The organism is Arthrobacter woluwensis, assembly GCF_030816155.1.
GTDB lineage: Bacteria > Actinomycetota > Actinomycetes > Actinomycetales > Micrococcaceae > Arthrobacter_E > Arthrobacter_E woluwensis_A.
In genome coordinates, this window is sequence record NZ_JAUSXR010000001.1 from 2926714 (window position 1) to 2952432 (window position 25719).

Genomic DNA, 25719 nt, shown 5'->3' on the forward strand with positions numbered 1-25719 from the left:
GCAGAGCCGTCAGCGGAGGGACGAGCTTCCTCAGCGCTGAGCCGCTGACCGCGACGGCCGCCGTCGTGCACTCTCGAAGGAGGGGCACGACGGCGGCCGTCGGCGTTGAGGCACAGGCGCGGGGCCGCGCCTCCCGCTCAGAGCGCCGTGAACCTCAGCAACAGCGTCCGGGCCTCGGGGCGCAGGGCGTGCTCGGGCCACACGTCCGGACCACAGGCCCGCGAGCCGAGGCCGTTCTGCGCGGCGTCGAGGTAGAGCCACGTGCGGCGGGATTCCGGGAGCTCGTGCGGGTGCGCGGCGCCGGAGAGCTCCTGGGCCGTGTGCCGGGACAGCGTGAACCCGGGCAGGCGCCCGGCGGCGTCCCGCTCCGCCTCCACCCGGAGCCAGGGCTTGCCCGGACCACCGTCGCTGCCAGCACCGCCAGCACCGTCAGCACCACCACCAGCGCCCCCCAGCAGCAGCTCCAGTTCCCGCACGTCGCTCCGGTGACCGTTCTCCTGAGGCCGCGAGTACGCCGTCCCCAGACCCTCCACGGAATCCGCATACCGCCCGACGAGCGCCGCGTGACGGCTGTCCGGGTACGACTCACGGGGACCGGTGCCGAACCACTCCGCGCCGGACACCTCCGACGGCAGGCCGAACCGCACCCCGATCCTGGGCAGGAGCAGGTCCCAGGCCCGGTCAGGGACGTGGTTCCCGCTCGGAGTGAGGTCGAGCCGCAACCAGAGTTCCTCCCCGGACAGCTCCCAGTGCTCGTCGAGGTGGAAGGACCGGGCGGTGTCCGCGGCGGCGTACCGGGCGCGGACCGTGAGCGAACGGTCCGTCGCCTCCATGGATTCGATCCGGCGGTGGAGCCGGTCCAGTCCGGCCGACCGCCATACCTCCTCCCAGGTCGGCGCGGGCTGACCCGTGCCGAGCCCCCGGACGCCCGGCGAGCGCGGGTCGGCGGCGTCATAGGAGCCGAAGCCCTGCCCGCGGTCGTTGTCCGTGGGCGCCCGCCAGAGCTCCAGCCGCGGCGCCTCCACGGACTGTCCGGCCAGCGAGGTGAGCAGGCCGCCGTCGAACACCGCAGGGCCCAGCTCCAGCCGGCGCGGAACACCGGAAGAAGCACCGGAGGAGGCGCTGGAAGAGGCCGCCGCCGGACGGGGCCCCGCACGACGTTCCCGCGCGGGGGTCAGGTCGAGCTGAGCGGACGCGAGGACGTGCCCCTCCTCCGCCCACGCGGTGTCCGCGGCGAGCACGACCTCGGCCGTCAGCCATGTCTCACCCTCCGGGGACACCGGCACCGCGGGAAGAGCGTAGGCGGCCGACGCCCCGGCAGCCAGCGCCCCGCCGTCGTCGCCCACGATCGCAAGCGCACCCGTGTCCACCGGGCGCCCGTCGTGCTCCAGCCGCAGGTTGATCCGCACGTCCGACGCCGGCGCGCTGTGGCGGCGGTTCTCCACTCGGACGACGGGTGCAGCGGCCGTCCCGCTCAGCGTCAGCCGCAGCGGCGAGACCACCTGGCGGTACTCGTGGAGTCCCGGGCTGGGGGTGCCGTCGGCGAGGACCATGCCGTCCATGACGAAGTTCCCGTCGTGGATCTCCTCCCCGAAGTCACCGCCGTACGCGTAGAACGGGATGCCGTCCTCCGCGTGGCTGAGCAGTCCGTGGTCGCGCCATTCCCAGACGAAGCCGCCGTGCAGCCGGGGGTGCCGGTCCACGAGGTCCTCGTACTGGTCGATCGCTCCCGGTCCGTTGCCCATGGCGTGGATGTACTCGCAGAGGATGAACGGCTTGCGGCGCTGCCGCAGCGACTCCGCGGCACTGCACCCCAGCAGGAGATCGGTGGCGCCGTCCGTCCCGATCGACTCGGTCTCCGGGATGGAGGAGTACATCCGGGAGTACACATCGGTGTACGCGCCGGTGTAATCGCCCTCGTAGTGCACGGGCCGCTCGGGGTCCCTCGCGTGCACCCAGGCGGCCATGGCGGCGAGGTTCGCGCCGGTTCCGGATTCGTTGCCCAGCGACCACAGGACGACGCTGGGGTGGTTCTTGTCGCGCTCCACGGTCCGTTCGATGCGGTCCAGCAGCGCGTCGCGCCAGACGGGGTCGTCGCCGGGGTTGCCGTCCCAGCCGTGCCGCTCGAAGCCGTGCGTCTCCAGATCGCATTCCAGGATCACCCAGAATCCCAGCTCATCGGCCAGATCCAGCAGGCGCGGATGCGGCGGGTAGTGGCTCGTGCGGATCGCGTTGACATTGAAGCGCTTCATCAGCAGCAGGTCCTCGCGGGCGAACTCCTCGTTGAAGGCACGCCCCCGCTCGGGATGCGTCTCGTGCCGGTTGACGCCGTGGAACACCACGCGCCGGCCGTTGACCAGGAACCGGTCGCCCTCGATCCGCACCGTGCGGAAGCCGATCCGCTGGGTGACGGTCTCGCCCTGCGCCTCGACGGTCGCCTCATAGAGCCGCGGCGTCTCGGCACTCCACGGCTCGACGCCGGCCACCACCACCGGGGTCACGTCGCCGGGGCGCTCCCAGACGACGTCGACGTCCAGTTCCGCGATCCGGAACCGGACCGGGAACGCTGCCTCCCCCGCACTCACCTCGGGCACGATCGTGCCCTGCCCGGTTCCGGATGCGTCGCCGTCGTACGCGGTGCGCAGCCAGAGGTCATCGATCCCGCCCACGGGACGCGCCAGCAGCGTGACCGAGCGGAAGATGCCCGGCAGCCACCACTGGTCCTGGTCCTCGAGATAGCTGGCGGCGGACCACTGGTGCACCCGGACCGCGAGCACGTTCTCCCCCGGGCGCACGGCCTCGGTGACGTCGAATTCCTGCGCCAGGCGGCTGCCCGACCCCACGCCGATCTCCGTCCCGTTGATCCACACCTTGTACCGCGACTCCACCCCGTCGAAGCGGAGCAGGACGCGTTCGGCGCCGTCGAAGCTCTCGGGCAGCGTGAAGACGCGGCGGTGGTCACCGGTCGGGTTCGCGTCCGGGACGAACGGCGGCTCACAGGGGAACGGGAACTGGACGTTCGTGTAGATCGGACGGCCGTACTTCCCGTCACCCTGGAGCACCCAATGGGACGGGACCGGCAGGGTGTCCCAGTCGTCGGTGCTGAAGCCGGGGGCCGCGAAGTCCTCGGCGCCTTCGCCGTCGGGCAGGGCCAGTGCCCCCGCCGGGGTTCCGGGCGCGGCCGGAAGGAGGCGGAAGTCCCAGTCGCCGTCGAGGCTCAGCTCCGGGGCGTCCGAGGCGAGCCGCGCACGGGCCGGGCTGCGGCGTCCCTCGCCGGGCGCGGTGCTGGTGAGGTAGGCGGCGGTCATTTGACGGCTCCTTCGGTCAGGCCCCCGCGCCAGAAGCGCTGCAGGACGATCATGGCGATGGCCAGCGGGATGATGGAGAGCAGCACGCCGCCTGTGGTGAGTTCGTAGAACTCGGGCAGGCGGTCCACCTGGGACAGCCAGTTGTTCAGGCCGAGCGTGATCGGGTACAGCTTGCTGTCCGAGAGCATGACCAGCGGCAGGAAGTAGTTGTTCCAGATTCCGACGAGCTGGAACAGGAACACCGTGACCAGGGCCGGCGTGAGGACGCGCAGACCGATGGTGTGGAAGATCTTCAGCTCCCCGGCGCCGTCGATGCGCGCCGCCTCGATCAGGGCCGTGTCCACCGTGGCCTGGGCGTAGATGCGGCAGAGGAACAGGCCGAACGGGGACACCAGGGACGGGATGAGCACCGACCAGTAGGTGTTGGCGAGGCCCAACTGGCTGAACAGCAGGAACATGGGCAGGGCCGTGGCGGTGCCCGGGACCAGGACGCCGCCGAGGATTGTGCCGAACACGGCGTTGCGGCCACGGAACTCGTACTTGGCGAGGGCGTAACCGCCCGCGGCGGCGAGATAGGTCGCCAGCAGCGCGCCGACTCCGGCGTAGAGGACCGAGTTCAGGAACCAGCGGAGGAAGACGCCGTCGTCGTAGCTCAGCACCCTCGCGAGGTTGTCCCAGAGGGCGAACTGCCCGGAGAACAGGAAGCCGTTCGTGGAGAAGAGGTCCTGCGTGGTCTTGGTCGACGCCACCAGGACCCAGTACACGGGCACCAGGAAGTACAGCGCGACGACGACGAGGATCGCCGTGACAATGATGGTGCTGGACCGCTTGCGGCCGGTGCGCGGTGCGGCGCCGGAGCGGGACGCCTCGGCGGCGCGACGGGTGGCGGGAGTGGCCGTGGTGCTGGTCATGAGGACTTCCTGTTCGTGAGGCGGAGGAAGACGAAGGAGAGGATGAAGGCCGCGAGCGCGATCAGGACGGCCTGCGCGGCGGCGACGTTGTAGTCGTTGTAGGCGAACGCCGTCGAGTAGGCCGAAAGGTTCGGCGTGTACTGGCTGTCGATGGCCGGGGCCGAGGTCTTCAGGACCTGAGCCTCGGCGAAAAGCTGCAGGGTTCCGATGATGGAGAACACCGTGGTCAGGACCAGCGCCGGGGTGATGAGCGGCAGCTGGATGCTCCGGGCGATCCGCCACGGCGAGGCGCCGTCCACGCGGGCCGCCTCATAGAGCTCGGCCGGGATGGCCTTGAGCTGCGCGACGATGATGAGCATGTTGTAGCCCGTGTAGCTCCAGGTCACGATGTTCGCGATAGACCACAGCACGTGATCGGGCCCCAGGAAGTCCAGCGTGATGCCCATGCTCCCGGCGATGTCGATGAACGGGCTCAGGCCGGGCACGTAGAGGAAGGACCACAGGATCGTGGCGATCACGCCGGGCACGCCGTATGGCATGAAGTAGGCGGCGCGGAAGAAGCCGGGCCACCGGGCCGAGGCCGATTCCAGCAGGAGGGCCAGGACGGTGCAGAGGACGATCATGACGGGCACCTGCACGACGCCGAACAGCAGCACGCGCCCGATCGAGGCGATGAAATTGGCGTCGCCGAGGGCCTGGGCGTAGTTGTCGAAGCCGGCGAACCCGCTGGTCACGCCCTTCTCCCCGAAGAGCCCGCTGCGCGTGACCTTGGTGAAGCTGGAGACGAGGGCCACGAGGATGGGCAGGACGAAGGTCAGGGTGAAGAGGGCCAGGAAGGGCGCCAGGAGGATCCAGGGGGCGCGGGCCGCGGCCCGGGATCGGCCGCCCCTGGACGGTGCTGCGGCTGGTGTGCTGCTCATGCCTGTTCCTTCCTGATGGTCAGGCCCTTGTTCCTGAAGACGGTCATGACGTCCTTCTCGGCGGAGGCCACAGCGTCCACCAGGGAGGTGCCGCTCGCCTTCTTCCGGAAGCCGTCACTGAGGATGTTGAAGCTCTGTTGCGTGACAGGCCACCAGGACCACTTCGGGTTCTGTTCGCGGCTCGCCGGGATCAGCACGTCCTTGAAGTAGTTCTGCCCGCTGAAGAACTCCGAGGGCTGCTGACGGGCGGTGCCGACGAAGTCCTTGGCGGGTGACCAGCCGATGCCGCTGTGCTTGATCATGGCGTCGATGCCCTCGTGGGAGGTCGTCAGCCAGACGGCGAATTCGAGGGCCTCGCGGGGGTGCTTGCTGCCGGCGAGGATGGCCGTGGTGGAGCCGCCGAGGTAGCTGGACCCGAACCCGGTCTTGCCCCAGACCGGCATGGGGGCGGCCTTCCATTTGCCCTTGCCGCCGCTGACGCCTTCCACGAGGGCGTCGCCCCAGCTGCCGGACGTGATGGAGGCGATGCCGCCCTTGGCGGCCGCGGCGAACCAGGCCGGGCTGTAGTGGGCGAAGCCGGTCTGGACCAGGCCGTCGTCGATCGCCTTGTCGAAGAAGCGCGCGACGTTCAGGGTGGCGTCATCCGTCATGTTGATGACCCAGCCGTCCTCCTCGGGCCGGAACCAGGTGGCGCCCGCCTGGCCCGCGAAGCCGGCGAAGGGGCTCGCGTCGCTGATCGCGAAGCAGTCGATGTAACTGCCCGCGCGCCGCAGCTCCTTGCCCACGGCGGCCCACTCGTTCCAGGTCTTCGGAGGGGTGGCCCCCACCTTCTCGAGGAGCGCGGGCTGGTAGAAGGTCGCCATGGGGCCGGAGTCCTGAGGGATCCCGTAGACGCCGCCGGTGAAACTGACCTGGCCCCAGAGCGTGGGGTCGTAGAGCGGGGCGAACTCCTGCGCGCCGTAGCGGTTCAGGTCCACGAGGCCGTTGACCAGCATGAACTCGGGGATGGACCGCAATTCGATCTGTGCCAGATCCGGGCCGGCGCCGGCGGCGAGCGCCGAGTACATCTTCTGGTATCCGCCCGAGTTGCCTCCCGGGATCCAGACCACGTCCACCTGGACCTGGGGATTCTTGGCGTTCCAGAGGTCGGCCACCTTCTGGAAATCCTTGAGCCAGGCCCAGTAGGTGAGCCGGATCTTCTCCCCCGTCGCGGCGGGGATGGCCGGATCGGCGTTGACGGAGTGCGTGCCGGGAGTGGCGCAGGCGCCGAGTGCGGCCAGGGACAGGGCGCCCAGCCCTGTGCCGAGCAGCCGTCTCCGGGAAACATGGGGCATGACACATACCTCTCTGTACCTGTAGCGGGCGCCGGACGACGGAGGCCGGCGCGGCCAGTGTGACGAGGCTAACACAAATTTCGAGTACTCACTCTGATTTCACCGAGTTCGCCACACCGGCGCTAAGCTCCACTCCATGAGCGTCCAGCGAGCACCCCGCACCGGCAAACGCGGCCCCTACGCCAAGACGGCGGCGACCCGCCAGAAGATCGTCGACGCCGCCCTGAACGTGTTCGCCACGCGCGGCTATCACGCGGGAAGCCTGCAGGATGTGGCCGACGAGGTGGGCATGAGCCAGACGAGCCTCCTGCACCACTTCAAGCGCAAGAGCGACCTCCTCCTGGAAGTCCTCGAACAGCGCGACATCGGAGGCGTGTCCCGCCTCGGACCCATGCCGTTCCGGGACATGGTGCTCCTGCAGGCGCGGGCCAACGTGGACATCGCGGGCCTCACCCAGCTCTACGCCGTGCTCAGCGGCGAATCGACTACGGAAGGCCATCCGGGGCGGGATTACTTCACCCAGCGCTTCGAGCGGCTGCGAGAGGAGTACACCAGCGAACTCGAGGCGCTGCGTGCAGCCGGGAAGCTGCGCCCCGGCGTCGACCCCGCGCAGGCGGCCGCATCCCTGATCGGCCTCTGGGACGGTGTGCAGCTCCAGCGCCTCTACGCGCCGGACACGGTGGATGTGGCCGCCAGCCTGGAGGCCTATCTCGACCTGATCCTGCTCCCGGAGTGACCCCGGCCCCCACTGATTCATTCCGCGTCATATTTCTCAATGCCGGAATGGAGTCCGCCCGGAGCCGGTTGTGCCGGACATGAGCGAAACCATTGGAATCATCGGAGCAGGAAACATCGGCAGCCAGGTCGCCCGCAAGGCGGTAGAACTGGGGTACGACGTCGTGATCAGCAACTCGCGCGGGCCGGAGACCCTCACTGAGCTGGTGACGGAGCTCGGCCCCCGGGCGCGGGCCGCGACGGCTGAGGAGGCGGCAGCGGCCGGCGACTTCGCCGTCGTCACGGTCCCGCTGAAGGCCTATCAGGACGTCCCCGTGGCGCCGCTGGCGGGCAAGGTCGTCATCGACACCAACAACTACTACTGGGAGCGCGACGGGCACATCGACGCCCTGGATCGCGGCGAAGCCACCACCTCCGGACTCCTGCAGGAACACCTGCCCGAGTCGAAGGTCGCCAAGGGCTTCAACCACATCGCGGCAGCCGACATCACCACGGACGGCGCCCCCTCCGGCACGGAGAACCGCCGCGCCCTGGCCACCGCGAGCGACGTCCCCGAGGCGGCAGCCCTCGTCACGCGCCTCTACGACGAGTTCGGCTTCGACACCGTGAACGTCGGCCCGCTCTCGGAGAGCTGGCGCGTGGAGCGTGACCGCCCGGCGTACGTCGTCCGGCAGAACGCGGCCGAGCTGGAAGCGAACCTGGCGAAGGCGCCGCGCACCATCTGAGCCAAGGGCTCCCTGAGTCGGACGGGTCGGACGGTCGGCCCGGGGACCACCGCTGTTCGCGGGGTGCACAGTTGTGACACCGTCCGGACCAGGGCAAACAGACTGCGGGCCGCGCCGCCGGGGCGCGGCCCGCAGTCTGTGACAGAGTTAACCCCATGCAGCATGAGCCAGCCCGCCGCTCCTGGGCAGGCAACCCGCTCTTCGGGGCGGCCCACAGGATCTCCTCCTTCATCAATTCGGCGCGCCTGAAGATGGCCCGGAAGACGCATTTCCAGCCTGCGACCGTCCCCTATATGGGCTATGGCTCCACCACGCAGGTCCGGATCCTGGCCCGCGTCATGCTCGCCTCCCGTCTGCTGCCGGGCAGTCGCGCCGACCGCGCGGCCCGGAACGGCAATCAGAACATCCGCGGCTGGCGCGCCTTCACCTCTGTTCCGATTCCGGAGCGCGAAGTGGACATCGAGATCGGCGACGCGCGGGTGCGGGTGAAGGCGGACCGCGGCGGCCTCGTCGACACCACCGTGGAGGTGAGCCTGGAACCGGGCTGGCACACCGCCACGATCCGCGCCTCCGGGACTCCCGCCGCCGAGGCGGCGCTGCTGGTGCTGCCGCCGGACATGGAGTTCGGCATCCTCTCCGACATCGACGACACGGTCATGGTCACGGCGCTCCCCCGGCCCCTGCTGGCGTTCTGGAACGCCTTCGTCCTGAACGAACGCGCCCGGATGGCCACCACCGGCATGGCCGTGCTGTACGAACGGATTCTGCGCGCCCACCCCGGCGCCCCCGCGTTCTACCTCTCCACCGGCCCGTGGAACGCCGCCCCGACGCTGAGCCGTTTCCTGCACCGCAACCTCTACCCGGTGGGACCCATGCTCCTGACCGATTGGGGTCTCACCGAGGACCGCTGGTTCCGCAGCGGCCGGGAGCACAAGCAGGACAACCTGGAACGGCTGGCGCAGGAATTCCCCCGGGTGAAATGGCTCCTGGTGGGCGACAACGGCCAGCACGACGAAGCCATCTATTCGGAATTCGCCCAGCGGCATCCCGAGAACGTGGCGGCCGTCGCCATCCGGCAGCTCTCCGTGGGCGAAGCCGTCCTGGCCGGCGGACACACCCCGGACATGGACCACTCGGGTTCGGCCATCCCGTGGGTCTACGCCCCGGACGGCGCCGGGCTGGCGGAACAGCTCCGGAAGATCGGGCTCGTCTAGGCCCGGACTCGTCCCGTCCGGACCGGCTGCTAGTCCCGGACGAGCTGCGCGGCGGTCTCCACCCCGGCGACCCGGACCTCGCCCGTGGCGGCATCCCAGACCAGGGTGTGCACGGAGCAGTTGGTGAGCGTGGAGTAGTCGTACGCCTCGCCGACCAGCGTGCGCAGGACCATGGCCATCCAGCCGCCATGGCTCACGACGGCGATCTCCTCACCGTCGAATGCCGCGGCCAGTTCCTCCAGCGCTCCGAACGCTCGCGCGCGCAACTCCTCATCGCTCTCCCGGCCCGGGATCTGCTCGCGGTCGGGGAAGAGGCGCTTGACGTCGTCGTCGTGCATGCCTTCGGCCTCGCCGAAGTGCCGCTCCATGAGGCGGGCGTCCGCGGCGGGAGCGGGGAGGTCCTGCGCGTCGGCAATGGCCCGGCCGGTGGCCACGGCGCGGCCCAGAGTCGAGGTCACGACGGTGGCCAGCGGCACCTCACGCAGCGCCTCGGCGACCCCTGCCGCTTGCTCGACGCCGGTCTGGTTCAGAGGGATGTCCGTCTGCCCCTGGAAGCGGCGCTGCACGTTCCAGTCCGTCTGGCCGTGTCGGACGAGATGCAGAGTGCTTGCCATGGGATGCCTTCCGGAGCGGGGTGGGTCTGATTCCAGTGTCTCAAAGACGGGCGCTCCGACGAACCAGCCGGCCGCGGTCCGGGCCGCCACCCGCGATGCGCGCCTCGAACCCCGGCTCAGACCGGAGCGTCAAACCACCGGTCGCATGAGCGGCGGGTTCAGCACCGCGCGGTTTCCTGTGCGGGCCTCCGGTGCCAGCCGGTACAGGGCGGCAGGCCGGCCGGCATCGCCCGAGGACACCTCGCCCGTCTCCTCGAGGAATCCCGCGGCGCCCGTGGCCTTGCGGTGGAAGTTCCGCGGATCGAGGCGGACGCCCCACACCGCCTCATAGACGCCCCGCAGCTGTGCGATGGTGAATTCGTCACCGCAGAACGCCGCCCCCAGGGGCGAGTACTCCAGCTTGGCGCGCGCCCGCTCCACGCCGTCGGCCAGGATCCGCGCATGGTCGAAGGCCAGGGCGCCGGCGTCGCCCAGCACCCGGTCCACCGGGACCCAGAGGGCCTCACTCGCGTCGCCGCCGCCCGCGACCACGGGGAAGTCCGGCGCGAGCACCAGGTGGGCGACCGTCAGGACATCGCCCCGGGGGTCACGGCCGGCGGGGCCGTAGCTGGCCAGCTGCTCGAGATGGCCGGGCAAGCGTTCGACGCCGGTCTCCTCGGCGAGCTCCCGTCGCGCCGCCGCGGGAAGCTCCTCCCCCGGCAGGACGAAGCCGCCCGGCAGCGCCAGCCGGTCCTTGAACGGCTCGAGCAGACGGCGCACCAGCAGCACGTGCAGCGCGGCATCGCGCACGGTGAGCGCGACGATGTCCACGGTGACCGGGAAGGCGTGGAAAGCAGCGAGGGAGTCAGACTTCCGGTTCGTCATGATGCTCAGCCTAGCATTTATCGTCACCTTGACATTAATGGCCGAGACCTTCTAGAGTTCAGTTATCGTCAAGTTGACGATAACTAGTGAAGGAGAGACATCATGACCACCATCAAGAGCTACCCCTGGATCAACCACTTCCTCGGCGGCCCCACCGGCTACGTGGTCCACGTCCAGGGTGGGCAGGTCCGCCACCAGGGAGTGGGACAGGCGTTCTGGTACCGTCCCGGGATCTCCGTGCTGAGCGAGATCCCCGTGGAGGACCGCGAACTGCCGACCCTCTTCCACGCCCTCACCCAGGATCACCAGGACGTCAGCGTCCAGGCCAACATCACGTACCGCTTCACCGACCCGGTGCTCGCGAGCGCCCGCCTGGACTTCGGCCTCAAGAAGAAGGACGAGGCCCCCGCGACCGGCGCCCAGCAGGTCGAGACGATCATCGGCCAGCTCTGCCAGGCGGCCGCGAACGACCACGTCGCCCGCTTCACCCTGGCCGACGCCTTAAGCAACGGGGCTGCCCCGCTGCGGGACGTCCTGTTCGGGACCCTGACCCGGGACGCCCGCCTCCAGGACACCGGGATCGCGGTGCTCGGCGTGCACGTCCTCGCCATCCGGCCCGAGGCCGAGGTGGAGCGTGCGCTGCAGACCCCGGTCCGGGAGCAGCTCCAGGCCGAGGCGGACCGCGCCACCTTCGAACGGCGGGCACTCGCCGTCGAACGTGAACGCGCCATCGCCGAGAATGAACTGGCCAATCAGATCGAACTCGCGGCCCGCCGGGAGAACCTGGTGGCCCAGGAGGGCGCCAACGCCCGCCGTGAGGCGGAGGAACGCGCAGCGGCCGCCGGCATCGAAGCGCAGGCCGCGGCCGAGCGCGGCGCGATCGCGGCGGAGGCCGAAGCTGGCAGGATCAAGCTGGTGGGTGAAGCCGAGGCGGCCCGCGAGAAGGCCACCATGGACACCTACCGCGGTCTCGACCAGGGCATCCTGCTGGCGCTGGCGCTGAAGGAGGCCGCGGCGAACCTGCCCGGCATCCAGAACCTGACCATCACTCCGGACATGCTCGGAACCGCACTGGCCGCCCTGACCGCGGCGAAGAAGTAGAGAGGACTGATCATGGCCAATCCCCGGATGGTCCTGGTCCACCGCCGGACCGAGCTGGACGAACTTCTGGACCGGCACGGGACGCGTGGCCAGGTGGAGTTCTTCCTCAAGGTCCGCGACCGCGATCTGGCGGAGGTGCAGGCGGCGCACGACACCCTCACCGAAGCCCGCGCCGCGCTCCGCCAGGCGGTTCCCGCCGGCTGGCGGACGGGAGAAGTGGAACGCGCGGACCTCAGCCGCTTCCTCATGGCGCCCGACGACGTCGTGGTGGTGGTCGGGCAGGACGGCCTGGTGGCGAACACGGCGAAGTACCTCGCGGGCCAGCCCGTGATCGGCGTCAACGCCGAGCCGCGCCGCAACCCGGGAGTGCTCGTCCGCCACAGCCCGCAGCGGGCGGCGGCGCTGCTCGCCCAGGCCGCCGCCGGGACGCCGGGCGCCTGGGGTCTGCCGCAGGAGCGGCTCTCCATGGTGACTGCTCGCACGGATGACGGTCAGGAGCTCTCCGCCCTCAACGAGGTGTTCCTGGGGCACGCCTCGCATCAGTCCGCGCGCTATGAACTGCGCACCCCGGACGGGCAGCGGGAACGGCAGTCCTCCTCCGGCCTCATCGTCTCCACGGGAACCGGGTCCACGGGTTGGTGCGCGTCGATCGCCGGGGAGCGGGGAGGACGGACCCTGCCCGCGCCGACCGATCCGCAGCTGGCGTGGTTCGTCCGCGAGGCCTGGCCTTCCCCGGCGACCGGGGCGACGCTGACCGAGGGGCTCCTCCAGCCCGGCGAGTCTCTCAGCGTCACGGTGTCTTCGGAACAGCTCGTGGTGTTCGGCGACGGCATGGAGGACGACCGGCTGACCTTGACCTGGGGCCAGGAGGTCCTGGTGGGACTGGACCCGGCCCCCTTGAATCTGGTGGCGTGAACCCGGCCGTTCACTGCTTCCCCGACGATCGTGATGGGATCGTCACCGCCGTCTCCCTCATCTCCGCCAGAATGAGGGCATGAGCACTCGCAGCGATCCTGCCACGCGCCTCTGGCGCCTGTTCAACCTCGGTCTTCTCGGCCTCGGCGTCCTTTTGCTGGCAGGTTTCTTCGGGATGATGGCTCTGAACGGCCAGAAGTTCCCGCCGTCCGCCCCGTGTTTGCCCCCGGCGTTTCACCTCAGCGCTCCGACCGCCCACCCCGGGGACACCCTGACCGTGGAGGCGCCCGACGCCGAATGCCATCCGCATTACGGCGCGAATGCTCAAGCCGAGGTCCAGCTGATGGACCGGACGTCCACGAGCGTCGTCCGGCTGCTCGTCCCGATGAGCGACGACGGCGGCTTCCGCACCACCCTGAATGTGCCGGGAAATGTCCCGCCCGGCGACTACACGGTCACCGCCACCCCGTACGGCATCGACACCTGCTTCGATTCCGCCCGCCGCGCGGGATCGACTCCGGACCGCCAGAACTCCGGGGCCGCGGCCTTCGCTGCCCACGCCGACGCCGGGCCTCCCCTCGCCAGCTGCGCGGCGCCGCAGAGGCCGCTGGCCGTCGTCGCGCGCTGAGTCCTGCTGTCCTCAGGGCATCCGGCGGTCAGCCGGTGATCCGGACGTTTTTCGCGAGGGTCTTGAACCGGACGGCGTCGGGCTGAAGCACGGTGAGGGTGACCGCACCGGTCTTGCTCGTGTTGACGTCCTGCACGATTCCGGACTTCCCGGCGTGGGTGCCCGCGATGACGTCGCAGCGCTGACCGTTCTGCACGGACACGGATTCCTGGTTCATGCGGCCATGATACTGAGGAGGATTCCCCTGACCGGCACGGGCCTCTGGGTAGGCTGGGGCCATGAGCCGAGCGTCCGTGGATTTCCCCCTGCCCCGAAGGATCCTGATCTACGGCGTGGCCGGAACAGGGAAGTCGACGGCGGCGGCCCGGCTGAGCCGGATCACGGGGATCCCGTGGCACTCGTCGGACGATGAGATCGGCTGGCTGCCTGCGTCCGAGGCACCCTGGGCCAACCGCACCGATGAGGACATGAGAGCCATCGCGGAGGACATCGTCGCATGCGATGAGTGGATCCTGGACAGCGCATACCGTCAGTTCCGGGACGCGGCGCTGGCCCGGGTGGAACTGGTGGTCGGGCTGGACTACTCGCGGTTGTTCTCGTTCGGCCGTCTGGTGCGGCGGACGTTCCTGCGGGTCAAGGACCGCACGCCGGCATGCAACGGGAACATCGAGACCCTGCGGCAGACATTTTCCAACGATTCCATCCTGCTGTGGCATTTCCGGAGCTTCCCGGGGAAGCGTGCCCGGATCCATGCCTGGGCGGACGACCCTTCGGCCCCGCCCGTCCTGGTGTTCCGCAAGGCCGCCGAGCTGGACCGCTGGCTCGAGGCGCAGGCGGCACCCTCGTCCCGTCGCCCGGAGACCCACGACGGCGAGCGGGCCCCGTCCTACGACGGCAGATAAAACAGCTCCGACACCGTCAGGAAACACGCCGGAAATCGTCGACTGCGATGGTGAAGGGGTGGAAATCATGATCGAACGTGCCCGGCTCACCACCCCCGCGCTGGAAGACTTCCTGACCACCCATCAGGCCGAGCTGTCGCAGACCGCGCCCGCGGAAAGCTGCCATGCCCTGGACGTCGACGCCCTCCTGCACCCTTCCGTCCGCCTGTTCGCTGCATACCTCGGGCGGGAGTTGATCAGCACGGGAGCCCTCAAGGTGATCGACGGCACCCACGAGGAGCTCAAGTCCATGCGCACCCACCCGGACTACAGGGGCCGCGGTGTGGCTCGCCGCATGCTGGACTTCCTCCTCGAGGATGCCTGGCGCCGGGGCGTCACCCGGGTCTCCCTGGAGACTGGGAGCATGGCCTTCTTCGAACCCGCCCGAGCCCTGTATCGGCAGGCGGGTTTCCGGGAATGCCGGCCTTTCGCGGACTACGCCGAGGATCCGAACAGCGTCTTCATGAGCCGCGAACTCGCCGGCCAGGCGGTCCTCGCGGTTCCCGCCTGACGCAAGGCGGGCCGACGGGAGGCGCGCTGGCGGTGCGATCGCCGGGCGGTGCCGCGCTACGCCTCGCCGCGCCAGAGCCGGCGCCACCAGCCGTGGCCGGGTTCCGGCGTCGGCGGTTCTTCAGGACGCGCGACGACGGCGGCGCGACGTGAGCGCCAGCGTTCTACTTCCTCCTCGACGTCCCGGGTCGGCGTCACGACCGGCGGACCGCCTTGCAGCTGCCGGCGGGCGTTGATGACGCGCCGGTTGAATTCCTCGAGCGCCTCGCGGACCTGACGTTCGCCGGGCAGCCCGTCCAGGGTGGAGTCGAGGTCACGGTCCACGGTTCTCAGGAGGATCGCCTCCGGAGCCAGACCGCTCAGGTTCTCGCGCTGGATGAGGCCCTTGAGCCACCAATCAGGGTCATAGCCGCCGTCCAGACCGGGGATGGGTTTCCCCGCGTACTGCAGGTTCTCGAACTTGCCCTGGGCCATGGCTTCACGGACCAGGTAGTCGGCGCGCGCCGCGGTGTTCACGCGGGAACGCTTCTCCCGGAGCGCTTCCTGTTCGGCCTCGTGGGCGCGTTCCTCCTCGGTCAGCGCTGCGCCGTCCGCCCCGGCACGCAGCACCGCGGCCCGTTCCAGACGGGCCTCGAGCGAATTCCTGCGGGAACCACCGGTGGCCATGGTTCTACGGTACTTCCTGCAGCAGCTCGACCGTCACCTCAGGTTCGGCGGCCAGGGTGGCGTGGATGGTGCAGTGCCTGCTGGCGCGCAGCAGGGCCTGCTGCTGGCTGTCGGTCAGCCCCTCCGGAAGGCCGAGCCGCACGACGATCGACCCCATCCGCCGCGGCTTGTTCGCCATGTCCCCGTCCACCTGGACAGTCAGCGGGGCGGACAGTTCGATGCCGTTGCGCTGCGCGTAGTCGGACACCACGGAGAGGATGCACGATCCGAGGGAGCCGAGAAGAAGTTCGGTGGGCATGAACGTCCCGATCCCCACCTCCACCGAGCTGTCGCCGGACCGGACGGTGAAGTTCTGCGCCGCCGTCTGCTGAGCGGTGATGCTGTAGTGATCTGCCATGGGAGCCTCCTCGGGCCTGGGTCGGACGTCTGGTCGTGTGTCTAGTCGCGTGTCGAGTCGTGAGCGGGACCGGCGGCTGGCGCCGGAGTGTCCGGCCTGTCCGTCGACGGGGAGTCGGTGCCACGTCGACGCAGGTGCTGGATCACGGCCACGGCGATGCCGAGGACCAGCCAGACGGCGCCCACGGTCAGAGCGCTGATGTTCGCGAAGGCGATCACCACCAGGAAGAACACGATTCCGACCACCGGCACGACCAGGTGCACCAGGCGGTTGCCGCTCTTGCGTTTGATCAGGAAGTACCCGATCACGGAAGCGTGGAGCAGAATGAACGCGCTCATGGCCCCGATGGAGACCGTGGAGGACAACAGGTCCAGCCCGTCGGGCTCGGCGGCCGCCCACACCGCCAGAATCAGAGTGACCGCGGTGACGAGCACCGTGGCGAGCGCCGGGGCCGAGCCGTTCCGGGTCACCTTGCCGAACACGGCAGGGAAGCGGCGTTCGCGCGACATCGTCATGACCACCCGGCTCCCCGCGGCCAGGCCCATCATTCCGGCGAAGCTCGCACCCAGCGCCTTGGCGATGCCGAGGAGCGTCGCAAGCCACGGAGCCACTTGCGAGCGGATCGTGTCGTAGAAGGCGGTGCCCTGCGCCTCAGGATCGGCGGCCAGCTGCGCCGGCGACGGAACCGTGATGAGCTCCACGATGTAGCTCTGGAAGAGGAAGAGCACACCCGCGATCACGAGGCACGCCAGCATGGCCTTTCCGACCATCCGACTGCTGCCCTTGGCCTCCTCGGCGAAGGTGGCGATCGCGTCGAACCCCAGGAACGCCATGGCCGCGATCGACACCGCGCCCAGGACGGCGGCCAGAGAGAACCCGTCCACCCCCGCGATCGGTGACAGCGGGGCCTGGTGGATCCCGGATCCCGCGATGGCGGCCAGCGCTGCGACGAGGACGATCGCCAGCACGGCCACCTCGGCGATCACCACGGCCATCGCCGCACGGGCGAGACTCTTGCCGCCGGCGAGGTTCAGCCCGGTGGTCAGGAGGACGGCGAGTGCCGTGAAGACCCAGGCGGGGATGGCGGGGAGGAAGGAGTGCATGGCCAGCCCGGTGAAGAGGAAGGCCACGCTGGGGATGAGGAGGTAGTCCAGCAGGACCATCCACCCGGCCACGAATCCCGCGCCACGGCCGATGCCCGCCGTGGCATAGGAGTACACCGACCCGGCGGCCGGGACCACCCGCGACATCTGGGAGTAGGAGATCGCCGTCAGTGCCATGATCAGCGTGGCCACCACGTAGACCGTGACCACCGCGCCACCGCTCTTGGCGTAGATGGGACCGAAGATGCCCACCGGCGCGGCCGGCCCGATGAAGACCAGGCCATTGCCGATCAGTTGCTTGAGACCGAGCGAACGGCGCAGGCCTCCCTCCGGCACCGTGGTGGCTGTATGCGTTTCTGACATCTGCACGCTCCTGAAAACCTGCCCGAAGGCTCGTGGTGGAACGCCCTCCTCCCCAGGACGGACCGTCTTTCAATTCTGCGCGCCCTCCCCAGGCCCGCATAGGGGTAAGGGCTGTATGTGGACAAGGTATTCCCGGATGAGGAGCGCCGCCGTCGTGCGGTAGCGTTGCCGGATGCTGTTCAGTGCACTGGAGGAATACGCGGCCGTCCTGGGAGAACCGTTCACGGTGACCCCCGAAGCGCAGAACAGCGACTATGAATCAGGCGTCGCCCACCTCAGGGGAGCGTCCTGGCATGTCCGGACCGCACGGATCACGCCCACCAAGCCGGGCGCGTTCCTGGCCTTCTGGCGACGCGACGACGACGGCGCCACGGCCCCGTTCGGCCGCGAGGACGTCGGCGCAGGATTGATCGTGTTCGTGGAGGAGGAAGGACGCCGCGGCGTCTTCCGGTTCACGGACGCACACCTCGAGGACCTCGGCATCACCACCGGGTCCCGTCCGGGCAAACGCGGTTTCAGGGTGTACCCGTCGTGGTGCGAAGGGCTCAACCCCCAGGCCACGAAGTCCCAGCGCGCACAGGCGCCGGCATTCCAGGAGTACTGAGCCCCGAGTACGCCGGGCCGAGTCTCGCCCACAGCACGGCTCTTCCTCTCAGGACTACTTCTCGGCCTCGCCTTCGGTTTTCCGCCGCATCATGCCGGGAAGAAACAGGACGTCCGTGAGCAGAGCCGTCGCGCACAGCGTCAGGAACGGGATGGCCGTCATGTTGAGGAAGAAGACGGTGCTTCCGATCAGCCCACCCGGGACAGCCTCGTAGACCGGCTTCACGTTGGCGAGCACCAGGAACCCGAGCGCCAGGATGACCGCGCGGATCACCATCCGGACCCACGCTCGTCCCACGCTCTGGATCCTCGGGGTGATCCACAGCCCGAGGAGGGCTCCGGCGACGATCGCCAGGAGGAAAGGTGGGAAGTCCGTCGCCTTCTCAACGGCGAGCCACGGGGTCGCCGCCAAATAGCACAGCAGTGCTATAAAAGGGAGAACATGGCGTTTGAAGGCCTCGGAGATCACGATCCAACGCTAACAAGAAGCCCGGCTTCGCGCGGCTCCACGCACAAAGAATGGACAAAACCCCCGCGTCCACTGCGGGATTTAACTGCCGCGAAACAAAATCAACTATCTGGTCGCATCGCTCGCGGTTCAGTGATTCGAAATGTGAACCTACTGCTTCACAAATCGCCCACACCTCATGACAGGCGCCCCAATCGAAAACAAGCTCTCACCTTGGAAAACTCTCACGATGCGGAATGCTGAAAAGTTTAAGCCCCGTTAACTGAAATCTTCTTGACATGCTTGTCACGCATTTGTGTAATTGGTAGCAGTAGTTGTGGTTTGGGGACCATCCCTGAGTTCCACACCTGGTGTGACCGAGGGGAGGGAACATGCCATCCAGGAAAGGCTCGCAGTCGCGGGCTCTCCGCCTGTTGCGCTATGCGGCTCTGGCCGCAGGCACCGGCGCGGGATGGCTCCTCCTGTCCGCGGCACCCGCCTCCGCCGCCACCGACGACGGATCCTCGCAGGGTCTCCTCGGCTCCGTGACCAGCTCGGTCAGCTCGACGGTGGGCGGACTTTCCCACGACCTCGGCTCGGCGACCCGGACGTCCGCTCATGCGGCCCCCGCCCGGCAGGCACCCCCCGTGCACACCACGCCGGCACCGCAGGCTCCTCGGACCGCACCCGCGCCGGCAGCCCTTCCGGTCACCCTCGGCTCGACCGTCTCCGGACTGAGCGGGACCGTCACCCGGACTCTCAACACCACCACGGGCAGCGTCGCCTCCACCACCTCGACCGTCACGTCGACCGTCCGGTCCGTGACCGCCGTCGTTCCTCAGGTGCAGAAGGTCGCAGCCGACACCGTAGCCTCCACCACCAAGACCGTGTCCACGGAGATCACCTCCGTGACGGGCGTGGTGAACCGGACTGTGAAAGCCACCGCCCCGGCGCTCGCTCCCACCGTGGACGCAGTGACCGGCGTCGTCGACAAGTCCGTGGCCTCCGCCGGTGACGCCGTGAGCGGGACCGTCAAGGACCTGCCGGTCGCACAGATCACCGCACCGATCGCGTCGGTGACCACCGGCGTCGACCGGGCCGTCAAGGACACCACCGGACAGGTCGGCGGCATCGTCGGTTCGGTGACCGGTCCCGGCGGTCTCGTCCCCTCGCTTCCCGGGGCAGTGCTCCCGGTCCCCGGCGTCACCCCCACGGTCCCCGTGACGACGCCTGCCGCTCCTCGGATCCCGGCCCTGCCGGTCCCCGCCCGCACCGTCCCGGCCGCCGGCCAGGCGGCTGCGACGGTCGGCTCCGCGGCGACCACGACGACGGCGGCCGGCACCCTCCGCTGGACCCCGGCGGACGCGGCCCTGGCCGACGTCGTGAAGGCTGCCGACGGCGGCAAGGCCTCCGTGCCGACGGCCACGGAGCAGCAGCCGAAGCGCCCCACCCACACTCCGGAACCGCTGAACATCACCAGCGGCCTGAGCTCCTCTTCTTCGTCGCAGACGGGCGGCGGCGCCGTCGCCGCCCTGCCTCCGAACGGTTTCATTCTTCTCCCCCACCAGGCCGGCGACGCCGGTGCCCGCACCGCAGGCACCCCGCCCGCCTCCGCGGCTTTCAGCCCCGGCTCCACTCCTGACTGATCACGGGAAGCGTCTGCGCCAGACCGGCAGACACCTCATCCGAGCGCTTCGCGGCGCTTCCCGCATCATCATCATTCAGGAGAAATACAGTGAACAGGCATGCACGCCGGGTACTTCTCGGCACCTTCTTCGCCTGCGGCTTGTACGGCATAGGCCAGACCGCAGCAACAGCAGCCCCCTCCAACGACACCACCCCTCCGGCGGCCGACCCTCAGGTGGCCACCGCCAAACCGTCCCTCTTCGGAGCGGTCTCCGGCCTCACCCGCCAGGTGACCGGAACCGCCACGGCGACCGTCAACCAGACCGTCGGAGCCCTCACCGGGCGCGACGTCGACGGCGGCCAAGGCACCTGCCCCCGCACCCGCGACCGATGTGGTCCGGAAGGTCGCCGCGAAGGCGATCCCGGCCTCGCCGGCTCCCAGCGTCCCGGCGCCGCACGTCCAGGCGCCTGAGGCGATCACCCCGCAGAACGTCGTGAAGCGGGTGGCCCCGGCCAGCCGTCCGATCGCTCAGGTCATCACCCCGGCGCCGGGCAACGGCCGCCACGTGGCGGAGCCGACGACGGCGAACGGTCAGGCCAACGCCTCGGCCGGGAACGCCACCGCCGGAGCCCAGACCTCGACGCGGGTCCACGCCCCGAGCGCTCACACGCCGACCACCCACGTGCCGTCGACGCACACGCCGTCCACGCACGTGCCGAGCGGCACCGGCCAGGGTTCCGGGAGCACGGCTCCTTGCGGCTGCCCTGACGGCACGCACTCCACCACCGGGAAGCTGCTCGGCGGGGTCGTCGACCCCGTGGCGACCCCCGTGGAGAACGTGCTCGGCGGGCTCATCGGCAAGGTTCCGGGACACGGAAACGGCAAGCCGCCGGTGGATGTGCCGGGTCTCCCGGTTCCGCCTCTCGACGGCTCCGGCGAACTGCCGGGCCTGCCGGGTCTGCCGATTCCGGGCGGGACCGGTCCGCTTCCGGGTGGTCCGGGTTTTCCCGGTATCCCTGGTCTTCCGGGTCTGCCTGGCCTGCCTGGTGGTAACCCCGGAACCCCGGGCACTCCCGGCACTCCGGGTACTCCCGGTACTGGTGGGGTCATCCCCGGTGGGAACAACGGCACCCCCAAGGGCGTCGAAATCCCCGTCCCCGGCATCGGCACCGTCCGCGCCGGAACCACCCCCAACGGCGGAGTCAGCGTCGGCAAAAACCTCAACGTCGCCGGCGTCAAAGACCTCTGGGACCTCACCGTAGGACCCAACGGAGCCTCCACCACCGACCGCATCGGCACCGACACCACCAACGTCTTCGTCGACGCAGCCGCCCCCCTCAAAAACGGCAAACCCCACCTGAACATCGAACTCCCCGGACTCACCGGTGGTAACCCCGGAACCCCCGGCGGAACCATCCCCGGCCTCCCGGGCCTGCCCGGTCTGCCTGGAACGGGTGGCACCATCCCAGGTCTGCCTGGCATTCCGGGCCTCCCGGGTGGCAACCCCGGCACTCCGGGTACTCCCGGCGGAACGGTCCCCGGCCTGCCTGGCCTTCCGGGTCTGCCTGGCCTTCCCGGTGGTAACCCCGGCACCCCCGGCGGAACCATCCCCGGCCTCCCGGGCCTGCCCGGTCTCCCGGGAACCGGTGGTAACCCCGGAACCCCGGGAACCCCCGGTACTGGTGGGGTCATCCCTGGCGGGAACAACGGCACCCCCAAGGGCGTCGAAATCCCCGTCCCCGGCATCGGCACCGTCCGCGCCGGAACCACCCCCAACGGCGGAGTCAGCGTCGGCAAAAACCTCAACGTCGCCGGCGTCAAAGACCTCTGGGACCTCACCGTAGGACCCAACGGAGCCTCCACCACCGACCGCATCGGCACCGACACCACCAACGTCTTCGTCGACGCAGCCGCCCCCCTCAAAAACGGCAAACCCCACCTGAACATCGAACTCCCCGGACTCACCAGCGGAACCCCCGGAACCCCCGGCGGAACCATCCCCGGCCTCCCGGGTCTTCCCGGTCTTCCGGGAACGGGTGGAACTATCCCCGGCCTGCCTGGCATTCCGGGCCTCCCGGGTGGCAACCCCGGCACTCCGGGTACTCCCGGCGGAACGGTCCCCGGCCTGCCTGGCCTGCCCGGTCTCCCGGGAACCGGTGGTAACCCGGGAACCCCGGGCACGAACCCGGGCGGTCTGCTGGGAAGCCTGCCGAACGTCATCGGCGGACTCATCCCCGGCGGCACCGGCACGATCCCGGGCCTGCCTGGTCTGCCTGGTGGTAACCCCGGAACCCCGGGCGCTCCCGGTACTGGTGGGGTCATCCCTGGCGGGAACAACGGCACCCCCAAGGGCGTCGAAATCCCCGTCCCCGGCATCGGCACCGTCCGCGCCGGAACCACCCCCAACGGCGGAGTCAGCGTCGGCAAAAACCTCAACGTCGCCGGCGTCAAAGACCTCTGGGACCTCACCGTAGGACCCAACGGAGCCTCCACCACCGACCGCATCGGCACCGACACCACCAACGTCTTCGTCGACGCAGCCGCCCCCCTCAAAAACGGCAAACCCCACCTGAACATCGAACTCCCCGGACTCACCAGCGGAACCCCCGGAACCCCCGGCGGAACCATCCCCGGCCTCCCGGGCCTTCCGGGCCTCCCGGGAACGGGTGGAACTATCCCCGGCCTGCCTGGTCTTCCGGGTCTGCCTGGCCTTCCCGGTGGTAACCCCGGCACCCCCGGCGGAACCATCCCCGGCCTCCCGGGCCTGCCCGGTCTCCCGGGAACCGGTGGTAACCCCGGAACCCCGGGCGCTCCCGGTACTGGTGGGGTCATCCCTGGCGGGAACAACGGCACCCCCAAGGGCGTCGAAATCCCCGCCCCCGGCATCGGCACCGTCCGCGCCGGAACCACCCCCAACGGCGGAGTCAGCGTCGGCAAAAACCTCAACGTCGCCGGCGTCAAAGACCTCTGGGACCTCACCGTAGGACCCAACGGAGCCTCCACCACCGACCGCATCGGCACCGACACCACCAACGTCTTCGTCGACGCAGCCGCCCCCCTCAAAAACGGCAAACCCCACCTGAACATCGAACTCCCCGGACTCACCAGCGGAACCCCCGGAACCCCCGGCGGAACCATCCCCGGCCTCCCGGGTCTTCCCGGTCTTCCGGGAACGGGTGGAACTATCCCCGGCCTGCCTGGCATTCCGGGCCTCCCGGGTGGCAACCCCGGCACTCCGGGTACTCCCGGCGGAACGGTCCCCGGCCTGCCTGGTCTTCCGGGTCTGCCTGGCCTTCCCGGTGGTAACCCCGGCACCCCCGGCGGAACCATCCCCGGCCTCCCGGGCCTGCCCGGTCTCCCGGGCGGCAATCCCGGAACCCCCGGCGGAACCATCCCCGGCCTGCCTGGCCTTCCGGGTCTCCCTGGAACGGGTGGCACCATCCCCGGCCTGCCGAACATCCCGGGCCTCCCGGGCGGCAACCCCGGTACACCGGGAACCCCCGGCGGTAACCCCGGCGACATCCTGGGCAGCCTGCCCGACCTGATCGGCGGACTCATCCCCGGCAGCGACGGCACCACGCCTGGTCTCCCGGGCCTGCCCGGTGGCAACCCCGGAACCCCGGGCACCCCCGGTGGAACCATCCCCGGCCTGCCGGGCCTTCCGGGCCTTCCGGGGCTCCCGGGTGGTAACCCCGGCACTCCGGGTACTCCCGGCGGAACGGTCCCCAGCCTGCCTGGCCTTCCGGGGCTCCCTGGAACGGGTGGCACCATCCCAGGTCTGCCGAACATCCCGGGCCTCCCGGGCGGCAACTCCGGCGACTTCCTGGGCAGCCTGCCCGACCTGATCGGCGGACTCATCCCCGGCAGCGACGGCACCACGCCTGGTCTCCCGGGCCTGCCAGGTGGCAACCCCGGAACCCCGGGAACCCCCGGTGGAACCGTCCCCGGCCTCCCGGGCCTGCCCGGTCTGCCTGGAACGGGTGGAACCATCCCGGGTCTACCTGGTCTGCCTGGTGGTAACCCCGGTACCCCGGGAACCCCCGGCGGTAACCCCGGCGACATCTTGGGCAGCCTGCCCGACCTGATCGGCGGACTCATCCCCGGCAGCGACGGCACCACGCCTGGTCTCCCGGGTCTGCCCGGTGGTAACCCCGGTACCCCGGGAACCCCCGGCGGAACCGTCCCCGGCCTGCCTGGCCTTCCCGGTCTCCCGGGAACGGGTGGCACCAGCCCCGGCCTGCCGAACATCCCGGGCCTCCCGGGCGGCAACCCCGGAACCCCGGGAACCCCCGGCGGTAACCCCGGCGACATCCTGGGCAGCCTGCCCGACCTGATCGGCGGACTCATCCCCGGCAACGACGGCACCACGCCAGGCCTCCCAGGCCTGCCCGGTGGCAACCCGGGTACTCCCGGCGGCACCATCCCCGGCCTGCCGAACCTTCCAGGAGTTCCAGGTTTGCCTGGGACTGGCCCAGCCGACCTTCCGGGTGGACTCTTCAATGACATCCCGAACTTGGTCACTGTCATTCCCGGCGAACTTCTGAATGGAGTTCTCGGTAACGGCGGAACGGGTACCGTCCCGGGTCTGCCGAGCATCCCGGGCCTGCCGGGCGGCAACGGCGGAACCGGCACCATCCCCGGCCTGCCCACCATCCCGGGCCTCCCGGGCGGCAACGGCGGAACCGGCACCATCCCCGGCCTGCCCACCATCCCGGGCCTCCCGGGCGGCAACGGCGGAACCGGCACCATCCCCGGCCTGCCCACCATCCCGGGCCTCCCGGGCGGCAACGGCGGAACCGGCACCATCCCCGGCCTGCCCACCATCCCGGGCCTCCCGGGCGGCAACGGCGGAACCGGCACCATCCCCGGCCTGCCGAGCATCCCGGGCCTCCCGGGCGGCAACGGCGGAACCGGCACCATCCCCGGCCTGCCCACCATCCCGGGCCTGCCGGGCGGCAACGGCGGAACGGGTACCGTCCCGGGTCTGCCGAGCATCCCGGGCCTGCCGGGCGGCAACGGCGGAACCGGCACCATCCCCGGCCTGCCCACCATCCCGGGCCTCCCGGGCGGCAACGGCGGAACCGGCACCATCCCCGGCCTGCCGAGCATCCCGGGTCTCCCGGGCGGCAACGGCGGAACCGGCACCATCCCGGGCCTCCCGGGCGGCAACGGCGGAACGGGCACCATCCCCGGCCTGCCGAGCATCCCGGGTCTCCCGGGCGGCAACGGAACGGGAACCGGCACTCCCGGCACCGGTTCGGGCACGGATACCGGAACCGGCACCGGCACCGGGTCGAACTCCGGCAGCGGAACCGTTCCGGTCTCCGTTCCTGGCGTCTTCGTCCCCGGCTCCGCTCCGGGTAACGGAACAGGTTCCTGGGTCGATCCGGCCACGGCCGGCTTCGATCCTTACTCCCTGAACGGGTCTTCGGCGGACATCGCCGGCGATCCTTCCAAGGAACTGGCCCGCACGGGCGCCATCCCGGCAGAGGCCACCCTGGTGGTGGGCCTGCTGATGATGGTCGGAGGATTCCTCCTCATGCCGAGGCGTCGCGGCTGACCCAGGAGCATCCGCTTCCTGAACCGGTCCGGCCGGGTGGGCGATGATCATCGTTCACCCGGCCGGGCTCCGCCGGTCCTCCCGGGCCGGCCGACGCACAGCACGAACCCTCATCCCCTCACACTCCCCCCACTCCGCACCCCGTGAAGCACCCGCAACCGTCCGGGAACGGCCCCGCCGTTCCCGGACGGTTGTCCCTTGCCTCCTGTCCCGGCGACCGTCGTCGTACGGC

At 70.0% G+C, this 25719-nt stretch carries 23 protein-coding genes; 12 read left to right on the top strand and 11 right to left on the bottom strand.

Going from position 1 to position 25719, the window contains the following annotated elements; genetic code table 11:
- Positions 1–137 precede the first annotated feature (137 nt).
- Genes QFZ52_RS13365 through QFZ52_RS13380 form a run of 4 tightly spaced genes read right to left on the bottom strand, consistent with a single transcriptional unit; the run spans position 138 to position 6473 of the window.
- Positions 138–3308, bottom strand: a complete 3171-nt coding sequence (locus QFZ52_RS13365) for a glycoside hydrolase family 2 TIM barrel-domain containing protein (protein WP_307498074.1) — start codon at positions 3306–3308, stop codon at positions 138–140.
- Positions 3305–4219, bottom strand: coding sequence for a carbohydrate ABC transporter permease (locus QFZ52_RS13370; RefSeq protein WP_307498075.1), 915 nt, complete (start codon positions 4217–4219; stop codon positions 3305–3307). Before QFZ52_RS13370 ends, QFZ52_RS13365 begins: the two co-directional genes overlap by 4 nt.
- Positions 4216–5139, bottom strand: coding sequence for a carbohydrate ABC transporter permease (locus tag QFZ52_RS13375; protein WP_307498077.1), 924 nt, complete (start codon positions 5137–5139; stop codon positions 4216–4218). The genes QFZ52_RS13370 and QFZ52_RS13375 overlap by 4 nt, the downstream gene beginning before the upstream one ends.
- On the bottom strand, positions 5136–6473 hold the full coding sequence (locus QFZ52_RS13380) for an ABC transporter substrate-binding protein (RefSeq protein WP_307498078.1): 1338 nt from the start codon (positions 6471–6473) through the stop codon (positions 5136–5138). The genes QFZ52_RS13375 and QFZ52_RS13380 overlap by 4 nt, the downstream gene beginning before the upstream one ends.
- Before the next feature lie 136 nt (positions 6474–6609).
- Between QFZ52_RS13380 and QFZ52_RS13385 the strand changes: the two genes are divergently transcribed.
- The 3 genes from QFZ52_RS13385 to QFZ52_RS13395 all read left to right on the top strand — a co-directional run bounded on the left by QFZ52_RS13385 (position 6610) and on the right by QFZ52_RS13395 (position 9147).
- Entirely contained in the window at positions 6610–7209 is a 600-nt protein-coding gene (locus QFZ52_RS13385; RefSeq protein ID WP_307498079.1) for a TetR/AcrR family transcriptional regulator, read from the top strand.
- 79 nt (positions 7210–7288) lie between these two features.
- Entirely contained in the window at positions 7289–7933 is a 645-nt protein-coding gene (locus QFZ52_RS13390) for an NADPH-dependent F420 reductase (RefSeq protein ID WP_307498080.1), read from the top strand.
- A 155-nt stretch (positions 7934–8088) separates the two neighbouring features.
- Positions 8089–9147 carry an App1 family protein gene (locus QFZ52_RS13395; protein WP_307498082.1) on the top strand — a complete coding sequence of 353 codons (1059 nt, stop codon included), beginning with the start codon at positions 8089–8091 and terminating at the stop codon, positions 9145–9147.
- Positions 9148–9176: 29 nt separating this feature from the next.
- On the opposite strand, the gene QFZ52_RS13400 is transcribed toward QFZ52_RS13395, so the two are convergent.
- Together QFZ52_RS13400 and QFZ52_RS13405 are read right to left on the bottom strand one after the other, a co-directional pair.
- On the bottom strand, positions 9177–9761 hold the full coding sequence (locus tag QFZ52_RS13400; protein ID WP_307498083.1) for a histidine phosphatase family protein: 585 nt from the start codon (positions 9759–9761) through the stop codon (positions 9177–9179).
- 129 nt (positions 9762–9890) lie between these two features.
- Positions 9891–10625: an NUDIX hydrolase gene (locus QFZ52_RS13405; protein WP_307498084.1), complete on the bottom strand. Its 735-nt coding sequence runs from the start codon at positions 10623–10625 to the stop codon at positions 9891–9893.
- A 102-nt stretch (positions 10626–10727) separates the two neighbouring features.
- Here QFZ52_RS13405 and QFZ52_RS13410 point away from each other — a divergent pair, with 102 nt between their 5' ends.
- The 3 genes from QFZ52_RS13410 (at position 10728) to QFZ52_RS13420 (ending at position 13269) form a co-directional block, all read left to right on the top strand.
- Complete coding sequence (locus tag QFZ52_RS13410; RefSeq protein ID WP_307498085.1) at positions 10728–11726, top strand: SPFH domain-containing protein; 999 nt, start codon at positions 10728–10730, stop codon at positions 11724–11726.
- A gap of 12 nt (positions 11727–11738) precedes the next feature.
- Positions 11739–12641 (top strand): hypothetical protein, encoded by a 903-nt coding sequence (locus QFZ52_RS13415; protein WP_307498086.1) that lies wholly within the window; start codon positions 11739–11741, stop codon positions 12639–12641.
- A 79-nt stretch (positions 12642–12720) separates the two neighbouring features.
- Positions 12721–13269 (top strand): hypothetical protein, encoded by a 549-nt coding sequence (locus QFZ52_RS13420; RefSeq protein WP_307498087.1) that lies wholly within the window; start codon positions 12721–12723, stop codon positions 13267–13269.
- A 28-nt stretch (positions 13270–13297) separates the two neighbouring features.
- Here QFZ52_RS13420 and QFZ52_RS13425 read toward each other — a convergent pair whose 3' ends face one another.
- A complete protein-coding gene (locus QFZ52_RS13425) occupies positions 13298–13486 on the bottom strand; it encodes a KOW motif-containing protein (RefSeq protein ID WP_307498089.1) in 189 nt (62 codons plus the stop codon).
- A gap of 61 nt (positions 13487–13547) precedes the next feature.
- Between QFZ52_RS13425 and QFZ52_RS13430 the strand changes: the two genes are divergently transcribed.
- Both QFZ52_RS13430 and QFZ52_RS13435 read left to right on the top strand, forming a co-directional pair.
- Positions 13548–14171: an adenylate kinase gene (locus tag QFZ52_RS13430; RefSeq protein WP_307498090.1), complete on the top strand. Its 624-nt coding sequence runs from the start codon at positions 13548–13550 to the stop codon at positions 14169–14171.
- A gap of 67 nt (positions 14172–14238) precedes the next feature.
- Positions 14239–14721 carry a GNAT family N-acetyltransferase gene (locus tag QFZ52_RS13435; protein WP_307498091.1) on the top strand — a complete coding sequence of 161 codons (483 nt, stop codon included), beginning with the start codon at positions 14239–14241 and terminating at the stop codon, positions 14719–14721.
- Between the two features lie 56 nt (positions 14722–14777).
- Here QFZ52_RS13435 and QFZ52_RS13440 read toward each other — a convergent pair whose 3' ends face one another.
- The 3 genes from QFZ52_RS13440 to QFZ52_RS13450 are packed head-to-tail and all read right to left on the bottom strand — an operon-like array spanning position 14778 to position 17249.
- Positions 14778–15386, bottom strand: a complete 609-nt coding sequence (locus QFZ52_RS13440; protein WP_307498092.1) for a DnaJ family domain-containing protein — start codon at positions 15384–15386, stop codon at positions 14778–14780.
- A 4-nt stretch (positions 15387–15390) separates the two neighbouring features.
- Positions 15391–15783, bottom strand: a complete 393-nt coding sequence (locus QFZ52_RS13445) for an OsmC family protein (RefSeq protein ID WP_307498094.1) — start codon at positions 15781–15783, stop codon at positions 15391–15393.
- Positions 15784–15824: 41 nt separating this feature from the next.
- On the bottom strand, positions 15825–17249 hold the full coding sequence (locus QFZ52_RS13450; RefSeq protein WP_307498096.1) for an APC family permease: 1425 nt from the start codon (positions 17247–17249) through the stop codon (positions 15825–15827).
- A gap of 172 nt (positions 17250–17421) precedes the next feature.
- Here QFZ52_RS13450 and QFZ52_RS13455 point away from each other — a divergent pair, with 172 nt between their 5' ends.
- Positions 17422–17853: a MepB family protein gene (locus QFZ52_RS13455; protein ID WP_307498097.1), complete on the top strand. Its 432-nt coding sequence runs from the start codon at positions 17422–17424 to the stop codon at positions 17851–17853.
- 54 nt (positions 17854–17907) lie between these two features.
- Here the strand turns inward: QFZ52_RS13455 and QFZ52_RS13460 are convergent, their stop codons facing one another.
- Positions 17908–18321, bottom strand: a complete 414-nt coding sequence (locus QFZ52_RS13460) for a hypothetical protein (RefSeq protein WP_307498098.1) — start codon at positions 18319–18321, stop codon at positions 17908–17910.
- Between the two features lie 371 nt (positions 18322–18692).
- Between QFZ52_RS13460 and QFZ52_RS13465 the strand changes: the two genes are divergently transcribed.
- The 3 genes from QFZ52_RS13465 (at position 18693) to QFZ52_RS13475 (ending at position 25487) form a co-directional block, all read left to right on the top strand.
- Positions 18693–19946: a hypothetical protein gene (locus QFZ52_RS13465; protein ID WP_307498100.1), complete on the top strand. Its 1254-nt coding sequence runs from the start codon at positions 18693–18695 to the stop codon at positions 19944–19946.
- A gap of 89 nt (positions 19947–20035) precedes the next feature.
- Positions 20036–20398 (top strand): hypothetical protein, encoded by a 363-nt coding sequence (locus tag QFZ52_RS13470; RefSeq protein ID WP_307498101.1) that lies wholly within the window; start codon positions 20036–20038, stop codon positions 20396–20398.
- A complete protein-coding gene (locus tag QFZ52_RS13475) occupies positions 20319–25487 on the top strand; it encodes a hypothetical protein (RefSeq protein WP_307498102.1) in 5169 nt (1722 codons plus the stop codon). Before QFZ52_RS13470 ends, QFZ52_RS13475 begins: the two co-directional genes overlap by 80 nt.
- Positions 25488–25719: the final 232 nt, after the last annotated feature.